General features: G+C 40.8%; 18 protein-coding genes. 5 read left to right on the top strand and 13 right to left on the bottom strand.

Annotated elements, in window-relative coordinates:
- Nucleotides 1–85: 85 nt before the first annotated feature.
- Entirely contained in the window at nucleotides 86–1,063 is a 978-nt protein-coding gene (locus GVK91_RS08200) for a hypothetical protein (RefSeq protein WP_153846204.1), read from the top strand.
- Here the strand turns inward: GVK91_RS08200 and GVK91_RS08205 are convergent.
- The 8 genes from GVK91_RS08205 to GVK91_RS08240 all read right to left on the bottom strand — a co-directional run bounded on the left by GVK91_RS08205 (nucleotide 1,047) and on the right by GVK91_RS08240 (nucleotide 11,634).
- Nucleotides 1,047–1,733, bottom strand: coding sequence for a class I SAM-dependent methyltransferase (locus tag GVK91_RS08205; protein WP_075993530.1), 687 nt, complete (start codon nucleotides 1,731–1,733; stop codon nucleotides 1,047–1,049). The two genes, GVK91_RS08200 and GVK91_RS08205, sit on opposite strands and share 17 nt — an antisense overlap.
- Nucleotides 1,734–1,940: 207 nt before the next feature.
- A complete protein-coding gene (gene ligD / locus GVK91_RS08210) occupies nucleotides 1,941–4,679 on the bottom strand; it encodes a DNA ligase D (RefSeq protein ID WP_159727837.1) in 2,739 nt (912 codons plus the stop codon).
- Between the two features lie 224 nt (nucleotides 4,680–4,903).
- A complete protein-coding gene (locus tag GVK91_RS08215; RefSeq protein WP_159727839.1) occupies nucleotides 4,904–6,115 on the bottom strand; it encodes a GTP-binding protein in 1,212 nt (403 codons plus the stop codon).
- A 128-nt stretch (nucleotides 6,116–6,243) separates the two neighbouring features.
- The gene (locus GVK91_RS08220; protein WP_159727841.1) at nucleotides 6,244–6,822 is read right to left on the bottom strand and encodes an RbsD/FucU domain-containing protein; all 579 of its coding nucleotides are present in this window, start codon (nucleotides 6,820–6,822) and stop codon (nucleotides 6,244–6,246) included.
- Nucleotides 6,819–9,533 (bottom strand): GH116 family glycosyl hydrolase, encoded by a 2,715-nt coding sequence (locus GVK91_RS08225; RefSeq protein ID WP_159727843.1) that lies wholly within the window; start codon nucleotides 9,531–9,533, stop codon nucleotides 6,819–6,821. Before GVK91_RS08225 ends, GVK91_RS08220 begins: the two co-directional genes overlap by 4 nt.
- Nucleotides 9,534–9,750: 217 nt before the next feature.
- The gene (locus GVK91_RS08230; RefSeq protein ID WP_159727845.1) at nucleotides 9,751–10,347 is read right to left on the bottom strand and encodes an outer membrane beta-barrel protein; all 597 of its coding nucleotides are present in this window, start codon (nucleotides 10,345–10,347) and stop codon (nucleotides 9,751–9,753) included.
- A 25-nt stretch (nucleotides 10,348–10,372) separates the two neighbouring features.
- Nucleotides 10,373–10,990: a hypothetical protein gene (locus GVK91_RS08235; RefSeq protein ID WP_159727848.1), complete on the bottom strand. Its 618-nt coding sequence runs from the start codon at nucleotides 10,988–10,990 to the stop codon at nucleotides 10,373–10,375.
- A 194-nt stretch (nucleotides 10,991–11,184) separates the two neighbouring features.
- Complete coding sequence (locus tag GVK91_RS08240) at nucleotides 11,185–11,634, bottom strand: protein-disulfide reductase DsbD N-terminal domain-containing protein (RefSeq protein ID WP_075993535.1); 450 nt, start codon at nucleotides 11,632–11,634, stop codon at nucleotides 11,185–11,187.
- A gap of 349 nt (nucleotides 11,635–11,983) precedes the next feature.
- On the opposite strand from GVK91_RS08240, the gene GVK91_RS08245 reads away from it, so the two are divergent.
- Together GVK91_RS08245 and GVK91_RS08250 are read left to right on the top strand one after the other, a co-directional pair.
- Nucleotides 11,984–12,508, top strand: coding sequence for a ClbS/DfsB family four-helix bundle protein (locus tag GVK91_RS08245; RefSeq protein WP_276521427.1), 525 nt, complete (start codon nucleotides 11,984–11,986; stop codon nucleotides 12,506–12,508).
- 53 nt (nucleotides 12,509–12,561) lie between these two features.
- Nucleotides 12,562–12,714, top strand: coding sequence for a lmo0937 family membrane protein (locus GVK91_RS08250; protein ID WP_112376008.1), 153 nt, complete (start codon nucleotides 12,562–12,564; stop codon nucleotides 12,712–12,714).
- Nucleotides 12,715–12,806: 92 nt separating this feature from the next.
- Here the strand turns inward: GVK91_RS08250 and GVK91_RS08255 are convergent, their stop codons facing one another.
- Nucleotides 12,807–13,313 carry a pyridoxamine 5'-phosphate oxidase family protein gene (locus GVK91_RS08255; protein ID WP_159727850.1) on the bottom strand — a complete coding sequence of 169 codons (507 nt, stop codon included), beginning with the start codon at nucleotides 13,311–13,313 and terminating at the stop codon, nucleotides 12,807–12,809.
- Nucleotides 13,314–13,495: 182 nt separating this feature from the next.
- Between GVK91_RS08255 and GVK91_RS08260 the strand changes: the two genes are divergently transcribed.
- Both GVK91_RS08260 and GVK91_RS08265 read left to right on the top strand, forming a co-directional pair.
- Nucleotides 13,496–14,749, top strand: coding sequence for a putative DNA modification/repair radical SAM protein (locus GVK91_RS08260; protein WP_159727852.1), 1,254 nt, complete (start codon nucleotides 13,496–13,498; stop codon nucleotides 14,747–14,749).
- Nucleotides 14,749–15,507 (top strand): TIGR03915 family putative DNA repair protein, encoded by a 759-nt coding sequence (locus GVK91_RS08265; protein WP_159727854.1) that lies wholly within the window; start codon nucleotides 14,749–14,751, stop codon nucleotides 15,505–15,507. Before GVK91_RS08260 ends, GVK91_RS08265 begins: the two co-directional genes overlap by 1 nt.
- 32 nt (nucleotides 15,508–15,539) lie before the next feature.
- Here the strand turns inward: GVK91_RS08265 and GVK91_RS27370 are convergent, their stop codons facing one another.
- The 4 genes from GVK91_RS27370 to GVK91_RS08280 form a co-directional block, all read right to left on the bottom strand.
- Nucleotides 15,540–15,713 (bottom strand): hypothetical protein, encoded by a 174-nt coding sequence (locus tag GVK91_RS27370; RefSeq protein WP_167512259.1) that lies wholly within the window; start codon nucleotides 15,711–15,713, stop codon nucleotides 15,540–15,542.
- 506 nt (nucleotides 15,714–16,219) lie between these two features.
- Nucleotides 16,220–17,971: a RagB/SusD family nutrient uptake outer membrane protein gene (locus GVK91_RS08270; protein ID WP_153846214.1), complete on the bottom strand. Its 1,752-nt coding sequence runs from the start codon at nucleotides 17,969–17,971 to the stop codon at nucleotides 16,220–16,222.
- 2 nt (nucleotides 17,972–17,973) lie between these two features.
- Nucleotides 17,974–21,207, bottom strand: coding sequence for a SusC/RagA family TonB-linked outer membrane protein (locus GVK91_RS08275; protein WP_235032815.1), 3,234 nt, complete (start codon nucleotides 21,205–21,207; stop codon nucleotides 17,974–17,976).
- A 178-nt stretch (nucleotides 21,208–21,385) separates the two neighbouring features.
- On the bottom strand, nucleotides 21,386–22,591 hold the full coding sequence (locus tag GVK91_RS08280; RefSeq protein WP_159727856.1) for a FecR family protein: 1,206 nt from the start codon (nucleotides 22,589–22,591) through the stop codon (nucleotides 21,386–21,388).
- Between the last annotated feature and the right edge of the window lie 7 nt (nucleotides 22,592–22,598).

Below are 22,598 nucleotides of genomic sequence, written 5' to 3' on the forward strand. Positions count from 1 at the left end.
GTATAAAAACAAGACCTGTTGGTCTAAAAAAAAAATACCACCTACAAATTTCGGCTATCCTTACAATGATTTTAATCATACATTTATGCAAAAAATACTTTTAGTGTTTGTACTATTGTTTCGTATATCCACTTCAATCGCACAGACTAAAGATAGCGTACAGCAAAAAGTGAGGGCTGTTGTTACTGACAAATTCCCCATAACACGGGTCCTCAATTTGACCTATGAATCCAATACAGGATACAGTTATTCATCAAAACTCCAAGGTCAGGATTTACCTAAAACAAAAGTAGAATCGATGTACCAAGCCGGAGGTAGTATCAACATTAATTTTTTAAAGAGCAGAACCTGGAACTTGGGTACCAATATTGGCTATCAGTTCACTTCTGTAAACTCCAATCGTTTAGACCCCATCGCACAATCCACCATACAGTCAACCCATCAATATCATTATCATTACGAATCACTTAATCTTACCCGTTATTCACGTTTATGGGGCAAAGTAGCATTTTATACCGCAACGATTGCTGCCAATGGGAGTGAAAAAGCAATAGAACGCATTAATGGGATATTATCTGCTACTGTGGTACTAAAAGCTACGCGGGAGATTCAAATGGCGGTGGGCCTCATCGGCTTTATAGATCCGGCAGCCATTATTCCGGTTTTCCCAACCTTTGCCTACAAGCAACAATTTGCCAATGGGATGATACTTGATGTCATCTTACCTAAAGGAGCCTACCTTCGAAAAGAGGTCTTGCGGAATGGCCGCGTTTCAATAGGTTCCGATTTAAATAGTACGATCTTTTACCTCTATAACTTTCAGGGCGCTGAAAAAGTATATACCTTCAGTCAGATGGAGATCAATTCGGGTCTGACTTATGAACATAACCTGGGCCGATCTTTTATTGCCACCCTTAAATCAGGACTAAAAACCATACCTCGTGCACGCGTATTTGAAAAAAACAAAACCCAGCGCGATTATGTATGGGAAGCAAATCCCGATCCTTCGTTTTATATTAATGCGGGGCTTTCCTTCAATCCCTTTGCTAAGAAAAGGAAATAATATCTTTTTTTCGGGTTATCCACCCCATATAAATCGATGATTGAAAGAATCGAACAGGAGGTTCAAATCCGGCTTCTTCACAGAGCTCGGCTAATCGTTCTTCCGAGACATGCAACAATTCATGCTCGATTCTTCGCAATCTTTGAGCGACCTGTGTTTCATCTATCCCCTTGGGCAGAAGAAGTCTCAACAACTGCAAGTTTTGTTGAATCTGCTCCTTATTGCCCGTAATATCTAATAATAACAAGGGTGCTTGCGACATCATTCTCTTGGAAATATCTTGGAGCATAACCAATTTTTCGCCATTGTCTTCTAAAAAGTGTAATACAAGCAAAAGCGTCGCAGCACCATATTGTTTCTCCTCGTCCAAATCACTTACCACACCTTCGACAAGATGAACATTTTCGTCCGCTTCAAATTTTTCCAGGGCCTGACTAATCATCTCAGGCGACGGATCTACCCCGGTTATTGTCCAAGATTCTGCTGTGTCAACAAAACGTTCTATTTCATTTCCTGTGCCACATCCTACCACCAATAAATCCTTATTTTCAGTTTCTCGGAGGAGCTTCGGCAGCTGATCTAAAAAATAATGGTAATTGGGAATCCAGCTCTCAACAAATTGGTCATAGCCACTTGCGCGCTCATTTTCAAACAGTTCTACTTTATTCATCTAGCTAACAATAATCGTTCAATATAAAATCAGTATGCAGTTAAAAGCTATACCTTTTCTGCTTTCCAAATATACATCCAAAGTCATCTATTTAAAACTATTCTAAATAACTGATGATTATTCTGACAATCTCGTTACTTATATTTCACCGAATAGATCGGTCAATGAGTTTCTATATTCAGGTTATATCAATACTATTTTTTTGAACTATTTTTTTGAGAGTGTATCAATTACTTTTTTCAGATCGATCCCTTTCCCCAATACAGGTTTAAAGATATCCCCCAGCTCATGCATTCTTTCAATCGCATTAAACAAGGTGAAATCACTAATTTTCAACCCTTTTTTAACTTCATCCCAATGTAATGGCATGGACACTGTCGCTCCAGGCTTGGGACGTACTGAATATGCTGCAGCAATGGTAGCATGTGGTCTATTTTGAAGAAAATCAAGATATATTTTACCTTTCCGATCACGAACAGTTCGCTCTAAACTGGTATATTCGGGTAGCTCCGCATGAATCAGGGTGACAATAATATGCGCAAACTCCTTGGACTGATCGTAATTATATTTATTTCCTAATGGTATATATATGTGAAGTCCCGTGGAACCACTTGTTTTACAATACGAAGGTACCCCCATATCATCTAAAAGTTGTTTGGTGAGCCGGGCGGTTTCAATAACCTGATCAAATGTATTTTTATCCGGATCCAGATCAATGATACAAAAGGTCGGATTATCCGGTTTTCTGACGGTACTACTCCAGGGATTCATTTCGATACAGCCAAGATTAGCCATATATAACAATGTAGCCTCGTCTTTTCCGACCAGATAATGCCGATCACGGCCATCGGCCTCACTTTGGTAAAGATAAGTTTCTGCCCATTCCGGTACTGTATCAGTAACATCCTTGAAATAGAACCCTTCTTCTTTGATACCATTTGGGTATCGATTCATGCTTTGTGGTCGATCTTTAAGGTATGGTAAAATAAAAGGTGCAGCCTGCTCATAGTAATTAATTAAATCGCGCTTGGTGATCTTTTCGTCAGGCCAAAATAGTTTATCGAGGTTGGTAAATTTTAACTCATGTCCATTTACCTTCTGAACCTGGGTTTTGTCTTTGGGGTTTAGCATTGTTTTATAGTTTTTCTTATCCGAACTGCCTTCCTTACTATTCTTTCGCATCCCATCTCCCTCTTTTGATTGTTTGCCAATAATCTCATTAACGGCCTGCTCTTCTTCCAAAATCACTTTTTTGGCATTTTTATCGTTACGCATGCCGTCAAATGAGGGATGTCGCATAACGCCGTCAACGGTCATTTCTGTAAAGCTCACTTCGCAAACCAGGTTGGGATGTAGCCAGGTGACAGCGGTATGAGGAGGGCTGGGTCTAAATCGTGAGGATTTGTTGATATCGGGTTCGTCATCAAACGGGCTATTTTTTGTGACCAAGGGTTTGAACTGCGCCATCAGCTCTTGTTGTAATTTTGCACTGAATCCTGTTCCGACCTTTCCGGTATAAATAAGCTTTTTATCTTCATATAGGCCTACCAATAGGCTACTAAACAGCTTACTGGAGCCTTCGTTCTTTGTAAAACCGCCAATAACAACCTCCTGACGCCTATTAGCCTTGATTTTCAACCAGTCAGATGAACGCTCATGTATATGGTAAACGCTTTCCTTGCGTTTGGCCATAATACCCTCAAGACCGAGTTTTTTGGCTTCATTCAAAAATTCAACGCCCGATGTATCGAAATGTTCACTCAATAAAATCAAATCGTTTTGCGGCATTACTTCCTTTAAAATCGCTTTTCTTTCCAATAGCGAAAGACCTTTTAGATCTTTTCCATCGTACCAAAGGATATCAAATACATAATATACCAAATCGCCATCCGCCTCACTTCTCCAGTTTTGTAGGGCCGCAAAATTGGCCGTTCCATTTTTTTCCAATACAACGATCTCACCATCGAGTATGGCATTGATCGCGATGCTTTTCAGGGTATCATATACTGGATAAAACTTTTCATTGAAGCTTTTGTCATTTCTGGATTTTAGTTCAATTTTGCCATTTTTGATAAAGGCAACAGCACGATAACCGTCCCATTTCACCTCGTATACCCAATTTTGATCATCAAAAGGCTTGTCGATCAGCGTCGCCAGCATGGGCTGCACCGCAGTATAAAAGACTTGCTTCGGTGATTTCTTTAGCAAGTCGGTGATATTATACGCTTGTTTCAGCGTCTCAGCCGTTTTCTTTTTAGGCAGTTCTTCCAATTGGCCGCTGATTATTTCAGCAGCATTCCAACTTTTCTTGCTTTTATTTTTTGATATACTATTCTTTTTAACAACAGGCTGTCCATAGACTTTATCGGGCGATTTTTCCATTTCTGCTATCGTCTTTCCCGACAATACGGATTTATCCTTTGCTATAACATCCTTGCTTGTTGCATATTGATCTTCCAACTTCATCAGTAGCCATTCATTTCCTCCTCTTCCGTATGCTTTTACCAAAGCAAATTCTCCCTTCAATTTTTCTCCATACAATCTGAATTTGAGCTTTCCGCTATAAAGCTGATGTCGAAGATTCTTATCCATTTTTGCAACATCATTGGTTTCAGGAGCTAAAGCTTCATAGCTCCCTTCATCCCACACGATAACTGTACCACCACCATACTGTCCTTTTGGTATGATACCTTCAAAATTCCGGTAATCGTAAGGATGATCTTCAACCATCATGGCCAAGCGTTTGACAGATGGGTCCATAGATGGCCCCTTAGGAATCGCCCAACTTTTGAGCACCCCGTTCATTTCAAGCCGAAAATCATAATGCAGATGCGAAGCATCATGCTTCTGCACGACGAACCACAATTCCTTTCCGCTTGATCTACCTCCAAAGGGTTCCGGTGTTTTTCCTGCGGAACGCTTTTCGCGATATTTTGACAAACCCATACGCCTGTTTTTAATCGTAGCTAACTTTCTATCTTAACACAACCATAACACAAAAAAAGTTTGTTTTTTTAAATGTTCGGATTGATAAAGGTTCAGCATAGTTTTCGGGCAAGATCTGACAAATCAGCATAAAAAAGGCCAAGAAATCAACCCCTGGCCTTCGAAAAATACAATATCTAACCTACATTACTTACTTTTTTAACCGATGCAGATCGCAAATAGTTTTAAATATTTTTAGGAAATTCGTCTTTCCACCAGGTAAAACGCCAGTCATCGCCTTCTTCTTCGGTCAACAGGCATTCTTCCAGCTCCGCCAGATATTTTTCTTTATCCAGATCCTGACCTATAAATACCAATTCATTTTTTCGATCTTCCCATTCCGGATGCCAACGTTTAAGAAGTTCAGCTCTGATTTCGGCATAACTGGGATACTGATAGCGCTGCTCTTCGGGCATGCTACTCCACCATGAGCCTGCACTTTCCAACCTTACGCTACCACCTGCCTGACTAAAACTGATGGCCAAATGCGGGCGGGAGGCCAACCACAGGAGACCTTTGGCCCGTATGATATTGTGCGGGTAGCGCTCGTTGAGGTAACGGTGCAGTCGTTGTGGATGGAAGGGCCGTTGCGATCGAAAAACAAAAGATGAAATACCGTACTCTTCTGTTTCGGGTGTATGTTCATTTTCAAGTTCCCTGATCCACCCTGCCGAAGATGAAGCTTCATCAAAATTAAAAGAGCCCGTACCCATAATTTCCCGGGGATCGACGCGTCCAAATTGTGTACGGATACGCTTTGCACCTGGATTGAGCCGCCCAATTGCAGCCTCCAGGGTACCCAAAGTTTCCTCAGATACCAGATCGGCCTTATTCAGGAGGATAACATTCGCAAACTCGATCTGATCAGTCAACAGATTTACGATCGCCCTATTATCACAGTCGTCGTCCGTTAATTTTCGATCTAATAAGGTGTCGGCGCTTCCAAAATCTTTGGCAAAGTTGAAACAGTCCACAACTGTTACCATGGTGTCAATATAGCTGAATGTAGACAGGTCAATCGCATTATCATTACCAACATAACTGAATGTCTGGGCAACAGGGATAGGCTCCGAAATACCAGTACTTTCGATAAGAAGATAATCAAAACGGTTTTCTTTCGCTAGTCGCTCCACCTCCACCATCAAATCCTCTCTTAATGTACAACAAATACATCCATTGCTCATCTCTACTAATTTTTCTTCCGTTCGTGAAAGTACATTTTCGCGCTCAACAGCCTGTGCATCGATGTTCACTTCGCTCATATCATTGACAATGACGGCCACCTTCTTACCCTCCTTATTGTGTAAAATATGATTCAATAGTGTTGTTTTTCCTGCGCCTAAAAATCCACTTAAAACGGTGACAGGCAATTTAGTTTTTTGGGAAATGCTGCTCATAGTAATTTCGTTTTCACAAATGTAAAAACAATAATACTTAAATGCAACACTGTTGCTTTATTATTGTACGCACTAAACAAAAAGTCTTCCAAATGCCATTAAAAACTTATCAATGATTAAGATAAGTTTCATTTCACCTGATCAGCAAGACGTTGCCTTAAGATACGTTCACGATCAGCATCCCAATACTTGCAGTCCAGTTCGATAAACAAGGAACTGTAAGGCAGAGTTGACTCGGTCTTCAGTACGACAACACCAAAAAGCTGTGCTGCTTTATCCATTTTCGCAAATACTTCTTCGTGCATCAGCGGGGTTAATTTTATGTTCGGAAGTAATTTCTTTAGACTCTCCTGATATGCTTTTAAGCCTGGCGCGATGGTTTCATCTAAGTATCCAAGCTCCTTATCTTGGTAAAAAACAGGCCTTATATGTGTTTGCTTATCGAGTAGTCGCAATGCGGTATCCAATACCTCAGGCATCTTTCTTCCCGTATTAATAATCAGCATATTTTTGGTAGCAGGAGCCGGATAGGCCTTATCAACAATCAATATCCAATTGCGGTGACCTAACAAAGGTAATTGCTGCGAAAATAAATCCTTCCAGTCTGGTTTTAACGGCGGATCACCCAAATGACGTGGCGATGATTCACAAGCGACCATCACAGCAAGCATCATGAAAAGAAGCAAATTATTTATCCATTTTTTCATAGCCATTGTATTATTAGTGTATCTCCATTTTTTAGCATGACTTGCTCCTTAAAACTAAGGATCAGACGTCCATCAGTGCGTTTCAGCGCAACCAGTTCAATCGACCTTTCATTTTGCTTTACAATGAGTTGTTTTTTATTGAGCGATAGGTCATCCGCATCACCTAGATGAAATTCATGAAGCATCAATTGACCATATTTCAAGGTCAGTGTACACTGACATACCCCTTTAGTTTTTCGCTTCTGGGCATATGTCCCCCATCCTTTTGCTGTTGTGAAAGGCGCCTTGAAATCTGCTTTTCCTAACTTAGGGGCAAATCCAATCTGCCCTTTCGGCCCATGATAACTAAAACCGCAGGCGCTGATAAAGGTTCCATAGCTTGCCATGGCACGTGCATAATGATCGCTGCATTCAATCTCATTAAAAGGATTTCTCTTGGCAGCATGATGGCGATCGTGGATCACCCTTGTCAATGTTAAACTTTCGTCAACCATGCCTTCAGCCATCATATGTGCAGCGACCTGATGTTCAAAGCCACTCATACATTCATGGAAATAACCTAATTGCCAGGTAGTATTGTCGCCATAAGCCTTGTCTTCATTTTTTGGATTAGTGTTCATAACCATGCCCCCCTCCCCAGCCAAGGCATAAGGCCTTCCGCCAAGATGCGTTTTTATATAGGGGCCAACATCCATGGTAAAGTTATATTTCCAGAGTGCTTTCAATGCAGACACCACGTTCTCCTGACGATTGACCCCCGGCATGTCCACTTGTCTGCACCAGGCCTGACCATACACCTGGTCAATATGACAGGTATTATAAGAGCCTAGCATCTTTCGCCCCTGCAGCATATCGGGACGATGAATATAATACTCTCCATTAAAGAGTTTGCTATCCATATTTTCAGATCCCTTCCTAACGTATTCCAAACACAATTTTTGAAACGTTTTATCACCTACTTCCTTCGCCATCAATGCAGCAGCCTGTATTGCTGCGAGACATAATCCGACAATCCAGGCAATTTCACCTTCCCAGACCGCATCAAGTGTATTTTCCATTGGCGTATCGGTCATACCATCCTTGTTTTTATCCTGATCAAGAACAAATTGGACAGCCTTCTTAAGTTTAGGCCAGTTTCGCTCAAGAAATGTGCTGTCGCTGCTCATCTGATGATCGCGATAGAAGCGTAGAATAACACCAGCCTGCCCATCAATAGCCGGTCTTTTTTCATATTCAGCACGAAAGATGATGGCACCGGTATCAGACTGAAAGCCAACACCTAGATCCGTCACTTCACGTAGATTACGTTCAAGATCCGGAAATATCCTGCCCATGGACTGCCCATATTGCCAAACGTGCGTACAGGTACCGGCACATGCCCCTACTCCTTCCCAGCCCCAAAATCTTCCCGAAGCAAAACGCATGGTGTTTGCTGTGGCCAGTGTGCCTATATTGACAAAAGTGCGATCCATAAACCAGTACGGCAGTGTTGTATCATTCCAGGTCTGCTGCCATGACATGGTTTCCCTCTCGAGTTTTTCACGATTGTTCAAATAATAATTGATTACTTCGGCCGCATTACTAAACCTGGCACCATACCAATAACCCGATTGCGCATCCTTGAGGTGAAGTTTCAGTTTAGGGTGTGGATTGTTAAAATACCAGGATATTGCATAAGAAATTTGGCTTGTCGCCTTCGCTTTTATTGTCCGTTTTACCGTAAAGGCACCTACTTGCAAATCCGAAAAATCGACGGTCGAATCCACCCTATCTGCCTTTACCTCCTGCGGTTTTACAGGCCATTCCTGTAACCTCGTCGTGGGTTGCGCTTCTATATCAATACAGGTAAAAGCCATTGATCCATGGTCGCCAGCTTCCATGGCTTGAGTAGGAACCTGATCGCAACTAAAAAGCAACACTTGAGTATCGGCATGTTCCGCGAGGAAAGAGCGTTTGTGTACAGTATCAAAATCTTTCCGTCCTTTATGTACACCATTTTCCATCCAGCCCGTGACCGTTACATCGACCGGCGCGTCGCCCTTGTTCTGCAATTCGATATGTATGGTGGTAAGTGGCAAAGAAGAGTTATCCTGATCCAAAGGAATAAATGGTGAATAGGCTACCAACACCACATCCAATGGAAAATCGATACTGCTATAGGTTATTAGACATGTTGGATATGTTGCTTCAAATGCAACCTCATCCCAGTGGTTTTCCCTAAGCTCCTTGATAACCTGCTTTCCGTCGACTAAGGTCGAAATCGCAAAGCCCTGTTCCATACTCCGCAGGTTGTCTGCTATAGCAGGCTCAATATAAGCAGATCCATCCCTCGGCCGTACAGTGACCAATTCTTTTCCATTGTTCCATTGCACATTTTTGGGCTCTATCCCCTCGCGCTCACCATCATAAGCCGTATTAAATATCTGCCACAGCCATAGCCGACCATCACCTCCTATATAGACCGTACCCGAATGTAAACCACCTACAGGCATTCCAATGTACCGAAGCTCGTTTTTACTTTTTCGATAGGTGATTTTTTCTCCCTTTTCATACAGCGAATCAAACCATTGCCTGCTGAGACCTTTTACCTCTGGAATGTTGTGAACAGGTTTTTCCCAGGCAAATACGGTATTTGACCATACAGGAAATTTGCTGACCAATACGCTCAGGCTAACTAAACTGGCTTTCTTAAAAAAACTTCTTCTGTCCATTCGTTTATAATTTATTGCCGTCCCGAATTGAGTGGAAGGAACTATTGGTTTGTCTGCACAAGATATTGAAATATCCTTGATATCCAGCAATAAACATCCCCACAACAAATAGTAAATCATTAAAAAAGTTAAAGCCGCCTGATGTAGCAAAATCAGAGCGGCTCAGCTTACAGCACAGGAAAGTCTGTAAAGGTTACCTACCAGTGGAACTATTAGCTTAAAACAAACGCACTTTAAATCCCAGTTGATACTGGTCAATATGTGCATCCCAGTTGTCTACGATTTTATTATTCTTTTTGAACTGTCGGTATCTAAAATACAGCGCGCCAAGGTCTATCCCTAATGCGTAGCCTATCCGTGTACGACTGTTGAACGCTGGTTTTCCATCATTGAGTTTATAAGCGTCGTCATTGAGCAACATATTAAGGTCTAGACCGCCCAGGATGGAAAATTTTCTTGTAAAATTAACTTTAAGGTACACCGGAGTGTTGAGATATTTCAGCGAACGAGTCCCTTTGGACAAACCTCCGGAAAGGGAAGCTGTGTTGTCATTAACACGTATTCTGGTTAAATTATAACTAGGTTCAACTTGAATATCCATTTTGCTATTAAGCCCAAATATCAAATCTCCACCCAATTGATATCCCATTCTATTGGCGCCAAATGCATTCCCACTTGCACGCGAAATATTACCACCAACCCGAAGTCCAAACCCTATTTGTCCGTAACATGCGGTCTTGAAACCGAACAATCCCACGATCAAAAAACAAACTAGTGTACAATGTTTCAACTTTAATCGATCTATCTTTATCATTTTTACCATAAAACACATCATTACATTAGACCAATAACTGTTTTCCTGTAATTTGCAACTTCACAAAATAGGCTATATTATTTTTCTTTATACTTTCCTTCAATATTCGGGCTTCCAGTGTAAAGTAAGCATGATTTCGCAAGAAGACTAGGGTAAGAGCATACCAGATGCGCTCATCGACCACCTGATTTTTCCTATAATTTACCTCCAGATACATCCTTTGATTAAGGTCAACAAAACTTTTACTCCCCAAATGAAATGAGACCGCATCCACAACTATTTCCTCCAGCAGATTTTCTGGCTTTTTCGAGGGCCTTGTTGCAAAAATGCACATTTCAACTTTTTTGATTACGGACTCTGCAACCAAATGTTCCTGTAAAAAACACCTTGCTGCAGATGCGCTCCTCTGACGGGTTCCTTTTACCCCTTCAAATAGATAACCTATATCCTGAAAATAAGCGGCACAATTTACGACGAATTTATCTTCGACCGTCAAGCTATACTTTTCACTCAGGATAACTACCGCATTTACAATATCACGAACCCTATCAATCGTGTGAAAACACAGTTGTGGATTGTGGTTCTCGCGGTAACTCTGCACTAAAAAAAGATCTGCCTGCTGAAGTAAGTTTGTGTAATCCATTTAAACAAAACTAAAATTCCGTAAAAAATAGATTTAACATATTATACCAAAGGGGCTATTTTTTATACCAAAGGGCCTTTAAACAAAAAAGGCCAGGTAATCATACCTCGCCTTTATCCTTAAATTTTCCTTTTTCTATCAATTATCCCAAGCACCAAATCGCTTTAGATGGTTAATTGCTGTTATTTATGACATTATTTGATCGTTACAGCAAAAGCATATTCATCGGGAGGAAGACATTGTGAAGCGTCACAAGCTTGCCATTCCACTGTACCTTTTACTGTTGCAGTTCCTTTGTTGAGCGAAACTTTTTGCTGAAAGATCACTTCATTTGTAAAGTATCCTACATCCATTTTGAAAACCTCTTCGTGTTTAATCTTTGGTTTTGGTTCAGCAGTCTTACCTACCAACGCATAATCAGCGGCTTTACTGAAATTGAAAGATGTTGGAATTGGTCCTCCGTCTTTTACATTTTGAGAGTAAATGTGCCAACCATCTTGAATGGTAGCCTTCACGTAAACCATAGCTTCCTTGTTGTTCAATTTTTTGCTGGCCACAGTCCATTTTACAGGTTTATGGATCTGAGCGAATGCGCCCGAAACGGCGAACATAACCACGGTCACTAACAATAAAATCTTTTTCATGTTTGTATCAATTTTTCAGTTTATTATTTCATCGGCAGCACATTTCATACGTATTTTTTCTATAAAAAACACCACTTAAATGCTTACAACAATATTCGCTATAAACAGAATAAAACACAACATGATCACAATAAAACAATAAATTTTATCAAAAAAATACTAATTAAACCATATTTTTTACACTTTTAGAGGCTCAGTTTTTTCAATTCCAGTAATATATTCAAAAAAGGCTATCAGACTAAAACAAAGGGCATTGTCAAACATTGTCTGTTGCGAGCTTGTGAACGCGTTCTGCTCTACAACTCCATCCCGAGCTAATCAATTTTACATAATAATCTGTATCTTATGCATGATTCACATTTATGCCATGGCTATACCAACCACAAAAGACGAACTCCTTCAAGCTATACGTACAAATTACAGCAAGCTTGTCTGTGAACTTTCCGATATTCCAGTCGATCAAACTAATCTTCTTATACTCCAGGGTCATGCTAAAGGAACAGTAATGAGTATAAATAATCTAATTTCCTATTTAATTGGCTGGGGTGAGCTGGTTCTCAAATGGAATAAGAAAAGTGAAGATGACAAAGAAGTTGATTTTCCGGAGACTGGTTTTAAATGGAATGAGCTAGGCAAACTGGCTCAAAAATTTTATCAGGATTATGCCGACCTCGATTTTACGACTTTGTGCGCAAAACTAGATCAAACTGTTTTAACAATTGTGGAACTCCTTGAGCAAAAAACAAACATGCAGCTGTATGGTGTAACCTGGTATGGAAAATGGACCTTAGGCAGAATGATTCAATTTAACACCGCTTCACCTTATCAAAATGCAGTCGGGAGAATCCGCAAGTGGAAAAAAGAGAAAAAATAGTAAACCATCGCTGGATAAATATTGTTATTCAATAAACACATATAATCATTACTATGGGAAATCTATTATATACTATCGCTGTTATTTTGGTCCTGATATGGGCAATCAGTTTTTTTGGCGGATTTGTTGGCGGAGGGCTAATTCATATTCTTTTGGTTATCGCTATCATTGCAGTGCTTCTGCGTGTAATTAAAGGAAACGCGTGAAGAGTGTAAGCAGTTTATTGATTACGATAAAAAGCTCCTCATTTTTAATGCTGAGGAGCTTGTATTTGCTGTAAATTCTTCAGCTAAGCAACTTAAATATTCAGATCTCCTTCTTTACCTATATCTTCCGTTTCACCTGTTAGTCTAACTTTTAGCATCTTAAACAGGTTGACAATCATATTGGAGTCTGAATCCCAATAATGAGCATCTTTAGGCGTAACACGCAACAATCGGATATTGGGATCCTCCTTACCTTTCTCAAACCATCCTTCCATCATTTTGTTCCAGTAACGATTTATCCTTTCCTGATCTCGCGAAAGACTCGCTTTACCATTTATACTTAGAAAGGTGTAGTGTTTTGGGTCCGCATAAAATAAGGAAGCTTTTGGGTTCTGTGCAATATTCTTAAAGGTATCGCTCTCAGCAGAACAAATAAACCAAATATCTCCATCTTCGTCTACTTCTTGTCTACTCATTGGAACCCCATGTGGATACTCCGATTCAGCTGGGAATGAACACACTGTTCCCACATCGATTTGGTCTACAATTGCTTTAAGCTTATCTAAAGCTTCTTTGTTATTTAAATTATTCTCTGCCATAATATGTCGTTTATTAAGGAACAGTATCCTGTAGAAAATCGTTTATTTTTTTAGCAAATTCAGGCTATCTTCAGCAGTGAAAGGGGAAAAGTACGAATAAAAAAAGGCAAATCAAGTAATTTTACGCACTTTTAATACTAATAATATTAGTAATTTTACATCGGAATATTAGAGAATAAATCATGTTTGGTTTTGATGATAAATTGCAAATATTAGCTGATGCCGCTAAATATGACGTAAGTTGCAGCTCAAGCGGAAGTAAACGAAAAAATAGTGGTGGTATAGGTGATTCATCGACTAGTGGCATTTGTCATACCTACACCGAAGATGGTCGCTGCGTCTCCCTGCTAAAAATTTTAATGACTAATTATTGCATCTACGACTGTTCATTTTGTGTGAGCCGACGAAGCAATGACGTACAACGGGCAGCATTTTCGGTGAAGGAAGTTGTCGAATTGACCATGAACTTCTACCGTCGTAATTATATTGAGGGTCTTTTTTTAAGTTCGGGTATTTTCAAATCTGCCGACTACACCATGGAACGCTTAATGTTGGTCGTCAAGAAACTTCGGACGGAAGAACGGTTTAATGGTTACATCCATCTCAAGGCCATTCCGGGTGCGAGTGAATCGTTATTAAAAGAAGCAGGCCTATATGTTGACCGGATGAGTGTGAACCTCGAAATTCCCACTGAGGAGGGACTCAAGCTAGTTGCTCCCGAAAAGGATCATCAATCCGTTCGCGAGCCTCTAGCGATTATTAAAAATGAAATCCTCAACCTTCGGCAGGATAGAAAAAAAGACAAGAAAACACCCTTGTTTGTACCAGCAGGCCAAAGTACACAGCTGGTTATTGGAGCAACTCCAGAGAGCGACCTACAGATTATGCAGGCCGCCAATACATTCTATAAAGATTACAATCTCAAACGGGTTTATTATTCGGGTTATATTCCAATCAACGCGACCGATTCCAACCTTCCCCAAATTGGGACATCACCACCTCTTGTACGTGAAAACAGACTTTATCAGACAGATTGGCTACTTCGGTTTTATGGTTTTTCGCTTCATGAAATACTCAACAGCACGCATCAACATCTCGATCTAGAAATAGACCCTAAGCTTGCTTGGGCGTTACGCAACCCGCATTTTTTTCCCATCGACATCAACAGCGCTACGTATGAGTGGATTATCCGAATCCCCGGTATTGGCAGGCAATCCGCAAACAAAATTGTACAGTCACGCAAATATGGAAAATTAAAGGAATATCAACTTCGAAAAATAGGAATTGCCTATAATCGTGCCAAATATTTTATGGTTTGCCAGGATACACTCATCGCTGGAGGCTTCCACTATCCCGAAAACATCAGAAAGTCTATTCTTGAAACTAATCCCCGTGCACAGGTCACGGCTTCCAATACCCAGCTAACACTTTTCTAATGGACTATATTTTTGACGGAAGTTATTCCGGATACCTCTGTTGTGTATTTGAGGCCTTTGAACGGAAAGAATTTGATAGCATTCCTACAACAGAAAAGTCTATGGAAATTAATATTTTTTCGGAGAAGCGACAGGTTCATACTGATGTAAAAAAAGCCATGCGCATTTTAGTGGGAATGGAAAAGATACTCGGAGCACAAGAAACAAAAATTTTTTATCTTAACTTTTTGTCCGATAATCAATCGGAATGGCTCAATGGATTTCGACTGATCGTTGAACTTTTTCGAAGGGGAAAATTGGATATACGCAATTATGGATACCCACCTATACTCCGTATCCATCAGACGATCAAAAAGATCAGCCGCGAACGACACCGCATGAAAGCTTTTATCCGATTTGTCAAGTCTAACGATAATCTCTACACAGCCATCGTTGAACCCGATTTCAATGTGATTCCTCTGGTTGTAGACTTCTTTAAAAATCGATTCGCCGACCAGTGCTGGTTAATTTATGATATACGGCGAAACTATGGCTTCCATTATGATGGCAAAAATATCTTGGAGGTATCCAACAACAATACACATGAGGCTCAAGATCCATATCAGCTAGAAGTGGATCTCGACCCTCAAGAAAAAGATTATCAGCATCTCTGGAAGACTTATTTTAAGAGTACCTCTATTGAATCACGCAAAAACCTGAAGCTTCACTTAAGACATGTTCCCAAACGTTACTGGAAATATCTCGTCGAAAAACAATAAGTCCCGAATTAGCGAAAATCCTATTCATATCATTATTTTGATCCGCCAAACAGCTTGCTCACCAACCAAATGACAATAGCGACGACGACAACAACCAATAGGATGCCCGACCACACACCAGCTTTAAATATACCTTCAATTGCTGCACAGCTCGACACGAGCACCAATAAACTCGACATGAGCGCAAATGGAATTATCTTTTTCATAAATACCTGTTTTAATTATTAATTGGAAGTATGACAATACTGGCCTTGAAAATGTTTTACAGCAATGACGTTCATGTACTTTTTACATCTCACTGCGGATACGTCCGATACGTTCACTGCATTAAATACTTGAGTAGTCCGTATTTTTTTGTCATAAAGTGAATGCGCTACGTTATTTACACCCTAAAAATACGGTTAAGGGACCAAGGGAAGCTTTTGGGTACAGCATTTGATTCTGTTTACCCAAATAGCAAATTAGAATTTAAACAATAATTAACTAAAGATATGGACACTATACACCAAAAAGCACAAAAAATAGGATTGGAAAAAGGTTATTATCTATTATTAATGGCTATATTGGATTTACCTGTTGATGGTAAGGAAAAATCGGAAAAGAAAAAATAAGGTTGGTTCACCAAGATACACAAAGGAAATCCAGCGGTCTCAATAGTATTTGATACTCCCCTATTAAGGAATAGGGGAGTATTTTATTAAGGACCCCGTTTTTAATAACCTTCGTTCTGTTTAAAATCCTTCGTCACATCCATGACACTTTGTGGAATGGGAAACAGACGCCTGAACGGTTGTGTTGCCGGTTTGGCACTATAAGGCAGATCATACTTTCCGAAACGTATCATTTGTGGGCGGCGAAGCAGCTCCCAGTACGTTTCAAAAGCAATTTCACGGTAAAGATCGCCCGCATTTAAAGAGGAAATTGTCTTCCCAGGTTCACTTCCATAGAGTGACTCCCTCGTGCGTGATGAACGTAATTTATTAATATCATTGAGCGCCAAATTCACTTCTCCTTTTCTGAAATAAGCTTCGGCACGCATTGTGTAAATTGCACCAAGGCGCACCAATGGAATATCGACATTACTTGAGCCATTGCCGTCTCCGGGATCGTATTCATATTTAAAAACCCGAACACCACGATTGATTTGATCTTGCTTAAAGACAGCCTGTTTGGGATCGTCAAAATTGAGTTCTGGAGTAAATACCATCTTTGTACCAGCGCTTTTCTCCATAGACAATTGCGATACCTTAATACGTCCGTCTGCGGTCATTTCAAAAGCCCCATTTGCAGTCAGCTTTGGCCCATACTGTTGGCCTTCAATAATCCCGCGGTTAAAATGAAACCACATCAGATTTGTCCCCGGTACAATATCTGTCGATGGAACACTTTGCTCCCGATCATTATAAAACCAAGTACCGTCGCCATATTGATACTTTCTTGAGAAACGTGGATCATCATGATTTCCATTCCACGTCGCATAAAATTCAGGTGTGATACAGGCTGCATTGGTACCACGATTTACCGGAGTAGGTCGCTGGTTACGTTCGACGCAGACATAAGCAAAAGAATTGGATCCATTTCTGATCTTATCGATTTTCTGTGTAATTACCCAGATTAGCTCTGGGCCTTTCTCATTTTTAATGGAAAAGCTATTAAAATAGTTGCTTTCCAAACGGAATTTTGAAGAATTGATCAGCAGTGAAGAATAATAGATGACCCTATCCATATCTGTTCCATCACCAGAAGCAGCTTTCTCGGTAAATTCATAGGTATTTGCCATCCTGTTTTTAAAAACAGCGCGATTGAGATACATCTGTGTTAATAAACCGTAGGCTGCTTCTTTGGTAAATCGACCATTGTGGGTGGATTGATCGCCCAATGAAGCCAAATCAGGAAGTAAGCTCTCGACTTCTACAATCAGTTCATCAATAGTGGAGGCCGCCTTTTTTATTTCCAAAGGTGCCCGTTCATTCAAAGGGTCTCTATAAGGAACCTGACCATACAAATCCAGAACCGTATACATATAGAATGCCAGTAGTCCTTTGGATTCTGCAAGAAAGAGCTTTTTTTGTGGGATATTTGACTCAGTCACAGCTTTAACCGCCGTCATTGCTCGTGTGATTCCATTGGTTAACATATTCCAATTGTCCGTGACAATGGCATTATCTGGTGTCCAGGTAAATTCATGCATCGAACGCCATTTACCGCCATCCCCCCAATCGCTTCCACGGGTTGCCAAAATAGCTTCATCAGTGGTATATTGCTGGAGGGCAAAAACACCACCATGATCAACAAAAGTTCCTTTTCCCAGACGATCATAAGCCGCGGCCAATGCGCCTTCGGGATTTGAAGCATCGTCACCAAGAACCTCATCGAGTACCTGTTCATCCAACTTTGTACAACTACCTAAAAGCAACATAAAGGATAGGCAGAGGATATATTTATTAAAAAAAATCTTTTTCATCACTAAAATTTAATCGTTGCACCAAATAAAAATGTCTTCGCCGAAGGATAGGCCGTATAATCAACCCCCAGTGACTGGTTGCCGTTACTTACACGCGGGCTGTTGATTAACGGATCATATCCCGAATATTTTGTTACCGTCCATAGGTTCTGTCCCGTTACGTACAATCCAACAGATTGAACCCATTTCTTGCTGACCAAAGGTATCGTATAGCCTAAACGAACAGAATTAAGACGAATAAAATCAGACTTTTCGAGGTAAAGCGTTGAAATCTGCGGGTTATTGGAAGGACTGATATTGGGCGCATAATACCTATTGGACACGTTTCTATCCGATGCCAGATTATTAATATTCAAGGCATTCATCGCCATATTATTAAAATTATAACCGCCCAACTGTCCAATAAATGAAAAAGAAAAATCAAATGCCTTATAGTACATTTGGCTGTTCAGACCGTAGGTAAATTTAGGTAAAGCCCCTTCGATAATTCGACGCTGGTCACTATATTGGTAATTACCTTTATCATCTACTCCTTCATAATCCCATAAATAAAAGGAGCCGGCAGCATATCCGCTCTTATAAATATTGACGTTCACACCAGATTGCCCCGGTCCTGCAATAGCGCCAGAAAGAATTTCGGATACTGGCAAATCTTGGATCTTATTTTGCAGTGTAGCGCCATTGACATCCACTGTCCAGCTAAATCCTTCCTTATTGATCAACTTTGATCCGAGTAAAAACTCAAATCCTTTATTCACCAATTTACCATCGATATTGACCCAAATATCGGCCGTAGGACTCAATACCTGCGAAGGGATATTTAATATTGCATCTGTGGTGGTTTTATTGTAGTATTCCAATGTTCCGTACAATTTACCTTTCCACAAATCAAAATCAACACCGAAGTTTGTTTGTGTCACAACCTCCCATTTTAAATTTGGATTGGGTGTACGATTGACAGATACGCCGTTGACCAGTGCAAGATCGTCATTCATGTAATAGCCATTGCCAGCTGCCAAGGAATAACTCGCTTTGGTGATCTTATTCTGCACTTCTTGATTACCCGTATTCCCCCAACTGGCCCTGAATTTCAAGTCAGTCAGCCAATTGGTCTCTTTCAGAAAGTTTTCCTTCGCGATATTCCAGCCCAAGGCAAATGAAGGAAAATAGCCATATTTGTTATTCTTTCCGAACCGGGTCGATCCATCGGCACGCAAGGAAGCTGTCAACAGGTAACGATTGTCATAACTATAGTTTACACGTGTAAAATAGGACTGCAGTTCATTCACCTGAGAAAAACCTGTCGCTGTTGTTGGACGCCCAGCGTAGCCCGGATTATTTTCAGGAAGTACACCTTCCCCCTTATTTGCGATACCATCAATGGTATAACCATTTCCTCCATTATCAAATTTCTGATAGGAAAATCCCGCTAAAGCTTCAATTTTATGTTTATCGATCAGTTTACTATAATTCAGGTAATGCTCGAGCAGAGTATTTTTCGAATTCTGATTATATTTCATGAATCTTCCTCGGGGATTGAGGTCGGTAATATTGGGGAAAATAGTGGTATTCCGTTCACCCATGGCGCGGTCAATTCCCAAATTGAACTTGTATACCAGCCCATCGATAATGCGAAAAGAAATATCCAAATTACCCAATGCACGCAGTGTCCGCGTATTATCCCGATAGATATCCAACAGATACATCGGGTTGTAATGCGCATTCATATTAAAATTTGTAAAATTCCCTTTGTCATCAAATACCGAACGGGTGGGATTAGCCATCAAGGTATGTGTAATCAATTGGCCAAATGCCCCCGTATTGTCGCTTGTCGGTACACCAATATCTTTGGTTTCACTAGCCGTAAGGTTAAATCCAACCGTAAGCCTTTTATCATCCAAAAACGATTCGGAAGCATTAACACGAGCAGAAGTTCGTCTAAAATCACTGTTCTGTACAATCCCCTGCTGGTCCATTTGTGCGGCAGACACATAATAATTACCTGTACTACTTGCTTTTGAAAAGGAGAGGGAATTGTTCCTTGTTTTTGCCGTACGATAGACCACATCCTGCCAATCGGTGTTACTACCGTGATCAAAAGCCTTATCTTTTATTGCACTGCGGTATTGTTCGGCAGACATCACATCTACTTTATGAGCCACCGAAGAAAATCCCAGATACGAATCAGCCGTTAGATTGGCCTCCCCCTTCTTGCCTTTTTTTGTCGTAATAATCACCACGCCGTTAGAACCTCTCGCCCCGTAAATTGCCGCTGCTGAAGCATCTTTAAGTACCGTAATGGATTCGATATCGCTTGTATTCAGAAAATTCAGTGGATTTTTAGGTCTACTTGAACCAAAACCGATATCCTGACCACCAGGACTCACATTTTCATTGCTCAAGGGTACTCCATCAACAACAAATAGCGGTGTACTGCCACTGCGGATAGAACCTACCCCTCTAATCGTTACATCCACGCCACCGCCTGGCTCGCCGCTGTTCCCTACTACACGCACGCCGGGAACTTTACCTTGAATTAGATTATCGGCCGAGATGACCGCTCCCTGTCTGAAACTCTTTTCATCCAACTGATTGACAGAACCTGTTAGATCCTGCTTCGTCTGCTTTCCATATCCCACAACGACAACCTCATCCATTGCATTGATCACCGTATCCAATTGAACAGTCAATACATTGTTATTATTGACAGCGACATCTTTAGCCTGGTAACCTACGATCGTAAACTGAAGAACAGGATTTTGGCTTTGTACCTCAATTCGGAAGCTCCCATCCGCTTGGGTACTGGTCTTATTGCCCATTCCTTTTTCTGTTACCGTTACAGCAGCAAGACCCTTACCGTCTACCGATTTGACTATCCCTGTGAGCTGCCGTTTCTGAATATTCATCCGAATGTCTTCTGTTTTCGACAAGGCAACCGCGGTGCGATTCAATACAATATTATTATCTACACGCTTGTAATCGATCTTGTATCGCTTACAGATGTCTTCCAATACATCGTTAAATGGTACATTTCTATAATTTACATTGACAAGCCTATCTTCCGAAAAGATGGACTCGTTAAAGAAAATATTAACACCACTTTTCTTTTGTAGGTCTTTGAGAACGGTAGATAGTTTGGCATTTTTCATGGATAAACTTACCTTTTGCGCGTAAGTCATCGCTCCGACATGCATATTTGCGGCAAATAAGAGCGGCAAAGCAATAGACAATTTCATTGAAATTGGAATTTTAAAGCATACGTTTTCCTTCATCGGGAAAACGCGAGCCCGATTTTTTTTATAAATTTGCATTGGTTGATAAATTAATAATAAGCGACTTGATCTATCAATCTAGGATTTATCCAAAATCCATCAATTAGACAGGAGTGCTTCCAACACTCCTGTTTTTTTCCTGTTACATCACCTCTACCCTCCTTTCCTTCCGCTCAAAGCGGACACCCCCGGCTAGAGCGATTGTTTTCAACAGTTTATCGATATTTTCATATCGGGATATAGAACCCGAAAAACGAACTTTTTCCAAATTACCATGATAGCGGATTTCGACGTCATACCAGCGGCTAATTGCCTCCATCACCTCATAGATCGAAGCATTGTCAAAGGCAAAATTTCCATTTTTCCATGCCATGAAGTAAAAAGGATCAACCACAGCTTTGGTAAATACAGCTTTCTTGATATCGTATCGTGACTGTTCATTGGGTATCAGGAACTTCTCGCCAACTTGGGCTCCCGCATAGGTCAATTTCACTTTTCCTTCAGTAAGTGTAGTAACAACCTGCTGATTATAACTGGAGATATTAAAAGCTGTCCCTAGCACCTCCAACGACTGCCCACCCGTTTTCACTATAAAAGGAACGCGTTTGCCTCCATTCATGACCTTTGTGACCTCAAAGTAAGCTTCACCTTCCAGATCAACCTCCCGAATCTGCGCCCGAAAATTGATGGGGTAGCGAATTTTCGTCATAGCATTGAGCCACACCTGTGTACCATCGGGAAGCACCAATTTGTACTCACCGCCTTTAGGTGTCACAATCGTATTATACACCAATTTATTTTCAGCTTGCCCCTGCGGGAAATGGTAGGTAATTTTTCCGTCTTTGGTTTTACGAACAGTAAACGATGTGCGCACGATGGTAGTATCTCCAATGATTTTCTCAAGATCGACAGCGGTTCCATCATCAAATAGGATCTGAGCTGTCTGCCTTCCCGGTACCACGGCCGAATCTTGGCTGGCCAATCTTCTTTCGACAGTCTGTATAGAGGGTTGCTGCAAATAAAAATATAGTGAAGCTACAAAAGCGCCTAAAATAACAGAAGCTGCCACTTTAAGCCACAAACGCCTTGGCTCTACGACGCTATCCACGGCGGGAATAGCTCCAATTTTCCTATCCGCCCTTATACGGGATAAAATGTGCTGAAATTGTCGCTCTTTGTCGATAGCTGTCTCCTCGACAACATGCTCTCCCTTTTCCCACTGCTCTTCCAAAGCAGCAATAAACTTAGGGTCATTTACCAACTCCCGAATCCGTTTGATCTCCGCCGCATTACAAGAACCTCTTCTATATTTTTTGATCAGTTCGTTGTACTCCTTATTTTCATTCATGCTTTCT

The sequence above is a fragment of the Sphingobacterium sp. 18053 genome (assembly GCF_902706145.1).
GTDB classification, from domain to species: domain Bacteria; phylum Bacteroidota; class Bacteroidia; order Sphingobacteriales; family Sphingobacteriaceae; genus Sphingobacterium; species Sphingobacterium paramultivorum.